The sequence below is a fragment of the Trebonia kvetii genome, assembly GCF_007827045.1.
In the GTDB taxonomy this organism is placed as follows: domain Bacteria; phylum Actinomycetota; class Actinomycetes; order Streptosporangiales; family Streptosporangiaceae; genus Trebonia; species Trebonia kvetii.
In genome coordinates this window covers 1,118,379-1,129,685 of sequence record NZ_RPFW01000003.1, presented here as the reverse complement: position 1 = coordinate 1,129,685, position 11,307 = coordinate 1,118,379, and the positions used below count along the sequence as shown (strand labels likewise).

Genomic DNA, 11,307 nt, shown 5'->3' with positions numbered 1-11,307 from the left:
AAACCCGGCCCGGGCGCTTTCAGCGCAACGCCTTCCTGGTCCCCGCCTGACACCTCAACGGGCGCCTTTTCCCCGGTCGCTCACCACGACAGTCTTCAGCTAACGCAGCACGGGGCGGCTTGAGACCGCCCCCCGAAGGGCGATCCCGAGGGGCCACACAACCCTCATCATCCGCACAGCACGACAAGAAGATCACCTAGCTACAAGGCAACCTCCTCGTCTCGACGCACACAGCCAAACTGGGAGCCAAAGCAAGCCTGCACAAGGAGGCGAGCCTCATGCGCACATCTGCCTGACCTGTGTCGCGATGCGGACACCCAAAGCCCGCGGTCGCTACGATTGAGGAGTGAAGACGCGGGCATTCGAGACGGCCGACCAGGCCGCTGCCAGCGCTGCCGCCATGCTCGCCGACGGCGAGCGTCTGAGTCGGCTCTGGCGTTACGTCTTCGCCCAGATGCTCGACGACTACACCAGCGTCCTGCACCACGCGGGGATTTCCGCGGCCGCGCAGATGTGGACGGAAGAGCCCCGCGGCACCGGGGATAGCCGGGTGGACGCCACGTTCGCGGCGATGGCCGAGTACCTGGCCCGCAGGGACGGATGGACCCCGCCGTCATGGGCGAGGCTGTCCCAGCGGGAGGCATGGCCATGGTGGTTCGTCACTGACCTGCGCGGGCTGCATGCGCAGGCACTGGTCGAATCGCCGTCCTCGTTCCGCCGACGGGGCGTCTTCATCACCAGCGGGGCTCTCGACCGCGCATGAGCACCGGCCTCGGGCGAGAGGACATCCGCGCGCTCCTCGACGAACTGTCCGCCGAACTAAGTGTTCGTCCCCACTGACGTGGTCAGGCAGGCGGCCAGAGCCGTCGCCGAACGGGAAGGGCTGACAGAGGACTGGCTCAACGACGCGGTCAAGGGATTCCTGCCCGGCCCAGACCCCAACGCGCAGCGGTTCTACTCCAGCGACTCGCTCATAGTCGATGTCGCATCCCCTCGATACCTGCTGGCGATGAAGCTGTTCGCCGCACGCGCCGAAATCGACGCCGACGACATCATCCTGCTCTACCGGCAACTCGGCTTCACCACCGTGGAAGAAGGCCTGGATCTCGTCGAGCAGGCCTACCCCGGCCGCCCGATCCCGCCGAAGGTGAGGTTCCTCCTCACGGAAATCCTCGACTCAATGCACGACTGAAAGGTTTCTCAATAGAGCTCGGCCGTGCCGTCCCTTTGAGTCGTCGGCCAATCAACGAGATCGTGCACGGGCAGCGCAGGATCAGCGCGGACACCGCACTGCGCCTTGCTCGCTTCTTCGGAACCTCCGAGCCGTTCTGGATGAACCTGCAGTCGCGCTGCGACCTTGAGATCGAGAAGGACCGACTCGGGCCGGTTCTCGACAGCATCCAGCCCATTGCGGCCGCTGGCTAGAGCGGCCGGGCCGCCAGTCCATAGGCAATCCTCATCCGGCGACTGGTCGGACACCGGGGCGCCGAGCAGGCCGCCATCATCCTCGCTAACTTGGACTTGGACCAGGCCGCTGAAGATCTCGCGGCCGGAGCAGTGGTAGTACCGCTCAGAATGGGCCTGTCAGGTTCTCGCCATTTCCAATGGCGCCGCTTGCTTTTCTGCCCACCTGCAGGCCTAGCTGAGGCCGAGCCCGCGGCGTCCGGTGGTGTTGAGATCGCGTTCCTGGAAGCGGTCGGGCCAGGTGCGCTCGTAGTGCTCGGCTGGGAAGTCGCCGGGGCTTGAGCCGGTGCGGAAGGCGTCGCGGACGCTGGCGGCGTAGCGCTCGTTGCGCGGGCACCAGGGGGCGGCCGGGATGTACATGACGTTGCCCCAGCCCTGCTGGCCGGTGACCGGGGCGACGGAGTGGATCATGTCGCAGTGCCACCAGACGGAGTCCCCGGCGCTGACGTCAGGGATGCCGCTGAGTGCTTGCATGAGCAACGGGTGCCACTTTTCGCTGGCTGGGAAGACCTTGCTAACCGTGACGCCGCACATGTCGTCGTCGGGGACGTCGGACAGCAGCGGGCGGAGCATGAGGTAGGCCATGGCTCCGGGGATCGGGACGGTGTGCAGGACGCCCTGGTCGTGGTTCATGTCGGACAGGGCGGTCCAGCCCTGGAAGGTGCGGAACGCCGAGCACATGGTGGTACCGGGGTACTGCGGCCCGGTGGTGCGGTAGGCGGCGTCCCAGGGGTCGTACTGCTCCACGGTGCCGTCGAACAGGTGGCGGAAGGCCTGCTGGTACTCCTGTGTCATCCACAGGTCGAGGGTGCCGGGATCGAGATGGGTGCCCAGGCCGCCGGAGTCGGTGCCTGGCGGGCGGCGGCGGATGCGGTCGGGGTAGAGGGAGTCGCGGTCAGGGTCGAACCACTGGGCGCCGTCCGACTCGTGCTTCCACTGGCTGTTCAGGAACGCCTGGACACTGGCCATCCGGTCGCTCTGCCTGGCCTGCATCTGGGCCGGGGACCAGTAGACGGGATAGATCTCCGGGCGGGAGCCGACGCTGGAGAAGAAGTCGTCGCCGGGGCCGCGATAGCTCTCGAAGAACCCGTTCCCTTCTACGTAGTCGACGATGCCGGCGTCCCAGGCGCGGGCCTGCTCGCGGGGGAAGTGGCCGCGCACTACCAGGCAGCCGCGGCGGCGCAGCAGCGCGAGTGCTGCGGGCGTGACGGTGCCGCCCGCGATATCGGCGTAGTCGATGACCGGCCAGACCTCATCGCCGCGGGCGCGGGCTGAGGCAATGGCCTGGACCTCGGCCCGGATCCCCCGCTCGACGACTGCGAAGACCTCCTCGACCGTCCGGCCGGAGGCCTCGATACGGGCCCGGATCGCTGACTTGACCGACCTGATGGCGGCCGGAAGGTCGGACGGCGGCTGCGGCCAGTGCGGCAGCACAGGCAGGGAGACGGCAGCGGGTGCGGACTGGCCTGGCATAACTTTGCCGCTTCTAAGAAGGACTCTTAACTTGAAAGCCATCATAGGTAACCGCACCTTCCAAGGCAAGACTCCTTACTAGAATGAGGGGGTGATTTCCACGGACACGGCGAGGCCGTCGCTCGACCTGCTGCGGTCGCTGACCGATGAGCACGTGCTCCGCGCCCTGATGCACCAGCGGCGGCTGACGCGGGCCGCGCTGGCCGAGGAGACAGGCATCTCCAAGCCGTCGGTTGGGGAAAGCGTGCGCAGGCTCGCCCTTGCCGGACTGGTCGCGGACACCGGCGAGCGGACACCGGGCGGACGCGGACGCGGCCGGGTCGGCACCTACTACGCCCTCGCCGCAGAGGCCGGCGCCGTGCTCGCCATTAACGTCGACCCCGAGGGCATCACGGCCGAGTGCGTGGACGCCTATGGGGACACCTTGATGCGGGCGCAGGCAGCGCTCGGCCGCCCGGCCGGGCCCCAGCAGGTCACGGCCGCATTCCGCATGACCACAGAACGCGCCGCGGGCGGCGGCCCGGCAATCCGGGCCGCCGTGGTCAGTGCGGCTGGCCCGGTCGACCGGGCGACTGGGCGGCTGGTCAGGCTGCCAGACGAGCCGTTCCGGCTCGGCGAGTTCGACCCTGCCGCGATCCTCCGCCCGCTGGTCAGCGGGCCGGTCATCGTCGACAACGACGTGAACTGGGCGGCGCGGGCCGAGCGCGACGCCGCGGGCCGCGGGCCGGACGGTGACTTCGCCTACCTTTTCCTCGGCGAAGGGCTCGGCGCGGCGGTCATCAGCAGCGGGGAGGTCGTGCGCGGGCACGCCGGCCTGGCTGGCGAGGTCGCCCACATCATCGTCCCCGGTCCGGGTGCGGCGCGGTTCATCGACGTGTTCGGCGTTCTTGGGCTGCAGCAGCCGGGGTCGACTGCGATCGACGTCCCCCGCGTGCTGGCGGTGACCGCTGGGCCGGGCAGCGGCGCTGCCGTGCGTGAGTCCATCGCCGAGGCCGTGAGCGGGGTGCTCGCCGCCCTGACCGCGCTGGCCGACCCGGAGTTCGTTGTCGTCGGCGGCCCCTGGGGGAGCCAGCCCGCCATCCTCGACGCCATCACCGCGCGAGCCGCCCGGCTGCCCCGCCCGGTCGCCATCAGGCCCGCCGCAGTGACCAGCGAGCCGTCGCTGGCCGGCGCCCGCGCCTATGCCCTCAGCCTCCTGCGCTCAGCCATCCTGCGTGACGCCAGGGAACGCACCGGGACCATGGCCGCTGCGGCGCGCGATGCCCGCTAAGCAGGGTCCAGCACCGAATGGCGGAACCGGCCGTACTAGTGGCACCCCGAGCATCCTGGTGCCGCCACCCAGCTTGGGGATCTCCACCGGCCGCACCGGCGGCGGGAACCACGTTCCCGCCGACATCCGGTTCCAGACCTTGTAGAGGTTGTCCTCCAGCCGCTCCTCGAAGGCTGCGATTGACTGCCCGTCCACCCCCGGCGCTCCCTTGTTCTCCCTCACCAGCTGCCAGGCACCCCAGGCCTCGTACCCGCTGGCCGCGAACGGCTTGCCGTGCAGCGGGGGGAGGGGTCGTTAGAGGCAGGTCATTGCTCAACCTCGAACCGCCGCACCATTCGCAGTGCGATGTCGAGGTTGCCCAGCGCTATGCCCTCGCCGTAGGGGTCACCGGTCTCCCGGAAGATGGCCGCCGCGTCCCGGTGCGCGCTGACCGCCTCCTCAAACCGCGCACGCTCGACGAGCGCGGGTGAGGCCCAGCGAGATCCTCACCACGCTCGATACCAAGTGATAACGTCCGTCTCTCCCCAGACGAGGCGCCACCGTCCGTTCGGGAAAAATCTAGAAAATCTACCAAACGGGTGGTGGCGTCTCCCCCGGGACAGCCCGCCTCGGGTCTACCCCAGGAACCCGGTGAGAGCGTTCTCCCGGCCGCTGCGATTACCGCTCCGTGGCTGGCGTATGCGGGCTGGCTCGTTGTGGCGGTGCGGGGGCGGAGGTAGTGATGCTGTCGAGCAGGCGCAGGCGTTCTTCAGAATCGCTGCCGGGCTCGGCGTGGTAGGTGACCAGGGACTGCATGCCGCTGCCCGGGATGAGCAGCATTTCGTAGTTGAGCTCCAGTGGCCCGGCCTGCGGGTGGTTGAACAGGCTGGTGCCGGTGGTCTTGTGCTTGACGTCCTGCCTGGCCCACAGCGTACGGAAGCGTTCGCTGCGCAGGGACAACTCGCCGACGAGTTCGACCAGGCGCGGGTCGTCGGTGTCGGCGCCGGCGATCGAGCGCAGGTGCGGGACGGCCCGGGCGGTCATGGCGTCCCAGTCCGGGCGCAGCTCGCGCATCTCCGGTTCGGTGAAGGCGTCGAGGATGGCGTTGCGGCCAGGGGTGATGAACGGGCAGAGCGCGGTGGCGAGGGCGTTGGCGGCGAGGATGTCCATGTACTTGCCGTGGACGTAGGCGGGTGTGAGCGGCCAGCTGGTGATGAGGCTACGGATGCGGTCGCTGACCTTCTCCGGAGCGCGGGTGCGCTTGCTGCGGGAGATGGGCGGCTTGGCGAGCTCGAGCAGGTAGCCGGTGGCGTCCTCGTCGAGTTGCAGCGCCCGGGCGATGGCCAGCAGCACCTGGTCGGAGGGGTGCCGGTCGCGGCCTTGCTCCAGGCGGACGTAGTAGTCGGAGCTGACCCCGGCGAGGAAGGCGACCTCCTCGCGGCGCAGGCCCGGGACCCGGCGGTTGCCCTGGCCAGGCACCCCGGCGGCGCCCGGGCGCGCGAGCGCTCTGCGGACGCGCAGATACCTGCCCAGGGCGTTCGCATCTGCGGTCGCTGCCATGCATCCAGCCTAAGCACAGCCACCGGCCGGGTGACCCTGGCACTCCTAGTCTTGACCAGTCCTGGTTCGTCTCCGGCCGATGACGCACAGTAGCAGTGCGTGGTCAGCCGGCCGCGCACCAGTCAACCGAGGACGATCCATGTCACAGCTTTTCCAGACCCCCTTCAGCCGGACCTCTACCGCGAGCGAGGTGATCGACGGGGTCGACCTGTCCGGCAAGCGGGCGATCGTGACCGGGGCCGGCTCCGGCATCGGCACCGAAACCGCACGCGCCCTGGCCTCGGCCGGCGCAGAGGTCGTCCTGGCCGTGCGGCGTCCGCAGGCAGCCGAGCAGATCGCCGCCGGCATCATCGGCTCCACCGGCAACACCAAGGCCTCGGTACGCACCCTGGACCTGTCCGACCAGGACTCCGTCCGCCGCTTCGCCGCGGCCTGGGACCAGCCGCTGCACATCCTGGTCAACAACGCCGGCATCATGGCGCTACCGGAGCTCGAGCACACCGCCGAGGGATGGGAGATGCAGTTCGCGACGAACTTCCTGGGCCACTTCGCCCTCACCGTGAGGCTGCACGACGCGCTCGCCGCCGCGCACGGCGCGCGGATCGTGTCCGTCAGCTCGAGCGGGAACCTGTTCTCCCCGGTCGTCTTCGACGACCTGCACTTCGACTTCCGCCCCTACGACCCGCTGGTCGCCTACGGCCAGTCCAAGACCGCCGACGCGCTGCTGGCCGTCGAGGCCACGCACCGCTGGTCCGGCGAGGGGATCTACGCCAACGCCCTCAACCCCGGCGCGATTGCCACCGGCCTGCAGAAGCACACCGGCGGGCTGAAGACCCCGAAAGAGCGGCAGAAGACCGTCCAGCAGGGCGCGGCCACCTCCGTGCTGCTGGCCGCGTCCCCGCTGCTGGAGAAGGTCGGCGGCCGTTATTTCGAGGACTGCAACGAGGCACCCGTCGTCACCCGCCGCCCCGCCGACTACGCCGGCGTCGCCTGGTACGCCGTCGACCCCGCGAACGCCGAACGGCTGTGGGACGCCGCACTTGACCTCCTGCCGGCATGAACCGTGCCGGCCTCCATGTCTAGCCACGCCAATCGGAAGGGTAACCAGGTCATGACCACAAGCCAGCACACCGCGAGGGTCGGGTTCATCGGCCTGGGCGACCAGGGAGCGCCGATGGCCCGGGCCATCGGCGACAGCGTCTTCGAGCTGCACGTGTGGGCTCGCCGCCCGCAGAGCCTGGAAACCCTGGCTGGCATCCCGCACACGGTGCACGACTCCCCCGCCCGCCTGGCGGCAGCCGTCGACATCCTGGCGCTTTGCCTGCGCGACGACCGCGACATCTGGGAGGTTCTGGGGACCCCGGGCGTGGAAGGCGCCCTGCGCCCTGGCCGCATCGTCGTCAACCACGGGACCGGTGACCCGGAAGAGAACCGTGAAATTGCGGAGCACCTCGCCGGGAAGAAGGTCGCCTACCTCGATGCCCCGGTCAGCGGCGGCGGCGCCGGGGCCCGGGCCCGCACCCTGACCACGATGGCCGGCGGCGACCGCCCTGTCTTTGCCACGTTTTCCCGCACCGTCGTCTACATGGGGCCCTCGGGCAGCGGCCAGTCACCAAGCTCCTCAACAACGCCATGACCATGTCCAACCTCGGCAACGCGGTCGACCTCATCCGCCTGGTATCCCGGCTCGGCATGGACGTGCAGGCGGTCATCGACGTCATCGACGTCAGCAGCGGCGGCAGCGCCATCCTGCAGACCCTCGGCAGCGACCTGACCCCTGAGATCGCCCCCCATCTCCAGGGCCTCATGCGCAAAGACGTCGAGCACTTCGCGGACGCCATCCGCGCCTACGGCCTTGACCCCCAGCCACTGCACGACCGCGGCCTGGCCGGCGCCAGCGGCCTGGCCGAGGCCGTGGGACTGCTCGCGGCCGACGCCAGGCGCTGACCTCCAGCCGTCCGGCCCGCCGTCCCGGGCTGAACGAGAAGCCACACACACTCACGGAGGTGACCAACATGAAGCACACACAACCAGAACCAGTACCGCGGCCCCGGGACGGCGCGGGGGCGCCGCAGGGCCTTGAACTGCCGCATCTGCGCTACTTCGTGGCGGTCGCCGATGCGGGCAGCTTCACGCACGCACTTGCCGTGTGGCCTCCACGGGCGCTAGCGCCGCACAGTGCTGACGCACCGGTTCTGTCCTGCCGACGAATCACCCGGATCAGGGGATGCGACCTCACTGGGCCCGTGGCGAGGCTTGGGTGCATCTGTTGGATACCAGACGGTGGGTGGGCTCAAGGTTCCAACCACCGAAGGAGAAAGACCTATGACCACCGAACAGCCTCCCCCGCAGACGACGGATGCTGGCATCCCGGTCGAGAGCGATACGTATTCGCTGACCGTCGGCGCGGGCGGCCCGATCCTGCTGCAGGACAGCTACCTGATCGAGCAGATGGCCAACTTCAACCGGGAGCGGATCACCGAGCGGCAGCCGCATGCCAAGGGCAGCGGCGCGTTCGGCCGGTTCGAGGTCACCAGTGACGTGTCCGCCTACACCAAGGCGGCGGTGTTCCAGCCGGGCACCACCACCCGGATGATGGCCAGGTTCTCCACCGTGGCTGGAGAGCGCGGCAGCCCCGACATGTGGCGGGACCTGCGCGGCTTCGCGCTGAAGTTCTACACCTCCGAGGGCAATTACGATCTGGTCGGCAATGACACCCCGGTGTTCTTCGTCAAGGACCCGATCCATTTCCAGAATTTCATCCGGTCGCAGAAGCGGCTGGCCAAGGTCAACCTGCGCTCCAACGACATGCAGTGGGACTTCTGGACACTGCTGCCAGAGACGGCGCACCAGGTGATCTGGCTGATGGGCGACCGCGGCTTCCCGAAGACCTTCCGGCACATGAACGGGTACAGCTCGCACGCCTACATGTGGATCAACGCGGACGGCGAGCGGTGCTGGGTGAAATACCACTTCATCAGCCACCAGGGCGTCGACTTCTGGACCCAGGAAGAGGGCGACCGGCTCGCCGGCACCGATCCCGACCTGCACACCCGGGATCTGTATGAGGCGATCGAGCGCGGCGACTTCCCCGCCTGGACACTGAAGATGCAGATCATGCCGTATGAGGACGCTAAGACCTACCGGTTCAATCCGTTCGACATGACCAAGGTGTGGCCGCACGGCGACTACCCCCTGATCGAGGTCGGCAGGATGACCCTCGACCGCAACCCGGCCGACTACCACACCGAGATCGAGCAGGCCGCCTTCGCGCCAAGCAACCTGGTCCCGGGCATCGGGCCGAGCCCGGACCGGATGCTGCTTGGCAGGCTTTTCTCCTATCCAGACGCCCACCGCGCCCGGCTCGGCGTGAACTACACGCAGATCCCGGTGAACGCCCCGGTCGCGCCGGTGCACTCCTACAGCAAGGACGGGGTGATGCGGATCCACAACGTCGCCGACCCGGTGTATTTCCCGAACTCCAAGGGCGGCCCGAAGGCCGACAGCGAGCATTACCAGCCAGCGAGTTGGTACACCGACGGCGAGCTCATGCGCACCGCCTACGAGCACCACCCCGAGGACGATGACTGGAGCCAGCCCGGCACGCTAGTCCGTGAGGTGATGGACGACGCCGCCCGGGACAGGCTGGTCAGCAACATCGTCGGCCACCTGCTCAACGGGGTGACCGAGCCCGTCCTGCAGCGCGCCTTCTGGTATCTGCGCAACGTGGACAAGAGCCTCGGCGAGAGGGTCGAGAAGGGCGTCGCTGCCGGTCAGGCCTGACCGGCGGCCGGATAACCAAGGCCCGTGTTTCGGCCCAATCGCCAGGCCTTTCGACGTAGGGAGAAAAGCAATGCCCGGCAACGGACAGTCTGCGGCCGGCGTGACGGTCCCCGATACCAAGCTGGCCCGCGAGGCCACAGAACTGGTCCGCGAGCGCACCAGCGATCTCGTGTACCACCACTCGCGTCGCGTCTACTGGTGGGGCAGCCTGCAGGGCCGCAACCGCGGCCTCAGCTTCGATCCGGAATTGCTGTACTTCGGGGCGATGTTCCACGATGTCGGCCTGAACGAGGAGTTCCGGCACAGCGGCCGCCGGTTCGAGGTGGACAGCGCCGATGAGGCCCGCCGCTTCCTGCAGGCCCGAGGCGTCCCAGAGGACAGCATCCGCCGGGTGTGGACCGCCATCGCGCTGCACACCACGCCGGGCATCCCCGAGTTCATGGAACCCGAGGTCGCCCTGGTCACCGCTGGCGTCGAATACGACGTGCTCGGCATCGGCTACCACGACATCAGCGATGCCGACCGCGCCGCGATCTCTACGCTGCACCCAAGGCCGGACTTCAAGCGCCAGATCCTGCAGGCGTTCACTGACGGCATCGCGCCCAGGCCGGACACCACATTCGGCAACGTCAAGGCCGATGTTCTGGAGCGGTACGTTCCCGGCTTCAAGCGAGGCAACTTCGTCGACGTCATCCTGAACTCCGACTGGCCGGACTAGACACGGGCATGAGCCATGAGGTGCTTGCGCCCCGATGGGAGAGATCAATGACAGCAGATACTGTAGCGGTGCTCGGGACCGGCATCATGGGCGCGGCCATGGCCCGTAACCTGGCCGCGGCCGGGCTGCGCACGACGGTGTGGGACAGGTCGCCGCAGGCAACGGCGCCGCTCGCCGCGGTCGGCGCCTTGGTGGCGTCGTCACCAGAGGATGCGGTCGCTGATGCCCGCGTGGTGATCACGATGCTGCCGACGGCCGACGTGGTGAGCTCGGTGATCGGCGACCATGGCCTGAACGCGTTCGCCCGCGAGGCAGCGTGGGCGCAAATGGGCACGATCGGCGTCACGGCGACCGCGGAGCTGGCGGCCATGGTGGGACGGCGCCGACCCGACGTGATGTTCGTGGATGCCCCGGTGTCCGGCAGCAAGGGCCCGGCCGAAGCCGGCCAGTTGCTCATCCTGGCGTCAGGGCCACCCGCCGCCGAGGACATCGTGCGGCCAGTCTTCTCGGCAATCGGCCGCAAGACCGTATGGCTGGGCCCGGCCGGCCAGGGCAGCAAGATGAAACTGGTCGTCAACGCGTACCTGTCGTTCCTCATCGAAGGCGTGGCCGAGGCACTTGAGCTGGGCAGCCAACTGGGTATCGACCCGGCCGACCTTGACGCGGCCATCGAGGGCGGCCCACTGGACGCTCCACTCGCCGATGCCAAGCTGCACAAGATCGTGCGCGGTGACTTCACGCCAGAGTTCCCGCTGGAATGGGCGCTGAAGGACGTGGACCTGGCGATCGAGGCCGCGAACGGCAGCAGGCTGCCGATGCTCCAGGCTCTTTCCGGCCAGTGGCGCCAAGCCGTCGAGGCCGGCCACGGCCGGGAGGACGTCAGCGCCGTGCGCCTAGCCCTGAGCGATTCGGGTGCATAGATGATCTCGGCGCGACGGTGAGCTCGGTAGGTATAGCTGCGACTAGCCTTGGCGCCGCGCCGCTAAGAGGGCGCCCACGAAGTCGGCGAGCGCCCGGTTGACTTCGGACGCGTGTCCAGGTGATCGCATGCGGGCCGTCT

Annotated in this window: 12 protein-coding genes; 10 read left to right on the top strand and 2 right to left on the bottom strand. The window is 68.6% G+C overall.

All coding sequences use genetic code 11. From position 1 onward, the window contains the following. The first annotated feature begins 346 nt into the window (after nucleotides 1–346). Genes EAS64_RS19990 through EAS64_RS19980 form a run of 3 tightly spaced genes read left to right on the top strand, consistent with a single transcriptional unit; the run spans nucleotide 347 to nucleotide 1,425 of the window. Nucleotides 347–763 carry a hypothetical protein gene (locus EAS64_RS19990; RefSeq protein WP_222849427.1) on the top strand — a complete coding sequence of 139 codons (417 nt, stop codon included), beginning with the start codon at nucleotides 347–349 and terminating at the stop codon, nucleotides 761–763. 60 nt (nucleotides 764–823) lie between these two features. Continuing rightward, nucleotides 824–1,192 carry a hypothetical protein gene (locus EAS64_RS19985; RefSeq protein WP_222849426.1) on the top strand — a complete coding sequence of 123 codons (369 nt, stop codon included), beginning with the start codon at nucleotides 824–826 and terminating at the stop codon, nucleotides 1,190–1,192. After that, nucleotides 1,189–1,425 carry a HigA family addiction module antitoxin gene (locus EAS64_RS19980; protein ID WP_145854750.1) on the top strand — a complete coding sequence of 79 codons (237 nt, stop codon included), beginning with the start codon at nucleotides 1,189–1,191 and terminating at the stop codon, nucleotides 1,423–1,425. Before EAS64_RS19985 ends, EAS64_RS19980 begins: the two co-directional genes overlap by 4 nt. A gap of 213 nt (nucleotides 1,426–1,638) precedes the next feature. On the opposite strand, the gene EAS64_RS19975 is transcribed toward EAS64_RS19980, so the two are convergent. Then, a complete protein-coding gene (locus tag EAS64_RS19975; protein ID WP_145854748.1) occupies nucleotides 1,639–2,937 on the bottom strand; it encodes a DUF1479 domain-containing protein in 1,299 nt (432 codons plus the stop codon). Between the two features lie 91 nt (nucleotides 2,938–3,028). Between EAS64_RS19975 and EAS64_RS19970 the strand changes: the two genes are divergently transcribed. Further along, nucleotides 3,029–4,207 carry an ROK family transcriptional regulator gene (locus tag EAS64_RS19970; RefSeq protein ID WP_222849424.1) on the top strand — a complete coding sequence of 393 codons (1,179 nt, stop codon included), beginning with the start codon at nucleotides 3,029–3,031 and terminating at the stop codon, nucleotides 4,205–4,207. A gap of 657 nt (nucleotides 4,208–4,864) precedes the next feature. Here the strand turns inward: EAS64_RS19970 and EAS64_RS19960 are convergent. Continuing rightward, nucleotides 4,865–5,746: a helix-turn-helix domain-containing protein gene (locus tag EAS64_RS19960; protein ID WP_145854746.1), complete on the bottom strand. Its 882-nt coding sequence runs from the start codon at nucleotides 5,744–5,746 to the stop codon at nucleotides 4,865–4,867. Nucleotides 5,747–5,885: 139 nt separating this feature from the next. Here EAS64_RS19960 and EAS64_RS19955 point away from each other — a divergent pair, with 139 nt between their 5' ends. The 6 genes from EAS64_RS19955 to EAS64_RS19935 all read left to right on the top strand — a co-directional run bounded on the left by EAS64_RS19955 (nucleotide 5,886) and on the right by EAS64_RS19935 (nucleotide 11,167). Then, nucleotides 5,886–6,806 carry an SDR family NAD(P)-dependent oxidoreductase gene (locus EAS64_RS19955; protein WP_145854745.1) on the top strand — a complete coding sequence of 307 codons (921 nt, stop codon included), beginning with the start codon at nucleotides 5,886–5,888 and terminating at the stop codon, nucleotides 6,804–6,806. A 51-nt stretch (nucleotides 6,807–6,857) separates the two neighbouring features. Continuing rightward, on the top strand, nucleotides 6,858–7,382 hold the full coding sequence (locus EAS64_RS44860; RefSeq protein WP_222849423.1) for an NAD(P)-dependent oxidoreductase: 525 nt from the start codon (nucleotides 6,858–6,860) through the stop codon (nucleotides 7,380–7,382). After that, nucleotides 7,379–7,693: an NAD(P)-binding domain-containing protein gene (locus EAS64_RS44855; RefSeq protein ID WP_222849422.1), complete on the top strand. Its 315-nt coding sequence runs from the start codon at nucleotides 7,379–7,381 to the stop codon at nucleotides 7,691–7,693. The genes EAS64_RS44860 and EAS64_RS44855 overlap by 4 nt, the downstream gene beginning before the upstream one ends. Before the next feature lie 378 nt (nucleotides 7,694–8,071). Further along, on the top strand, nucleotides 8,072–9,529 hold the full coding sequence (locus tag EAS64_RS19945) for a catalase (RefSeq protein ID WP_145854743.1): 1,458 nt from the start codon (nucleotides 8,072–8,074) through the stop codon (nucleotides 9,527–9,529). Between the two features lie 70 nt (nucleotides 9,530–9,599). Beyond that, the gene (locus EAS64_RS19940; protein WP_145854741.1) at nucleotides 9,600–10,247 is read left to right on the top strand and encodes an HD domain-containing protein; all 648 of its coding nucleotides are present in this window, start codon (nucleotides 9,600–9,602) and stop codon (nucleotides 10,245–10,247) included. Nucleotides 10,248–10,294: 47 nt separating this feature from the next. Then, nucleotides 10,295–11,167 (top strand): NAD(P)-dependent oxidoreductase, encoded by an 873-nt coding sequence (locus EAS64_RS19935; protein WP_187366032.1) that lies wholly within the window; start codon nucleotides 10,295–10,297, stop codon nucleotides 11,165–11,167. Nucleotides 11,168–11,307 lie beyond the last annotated feature (140 nt).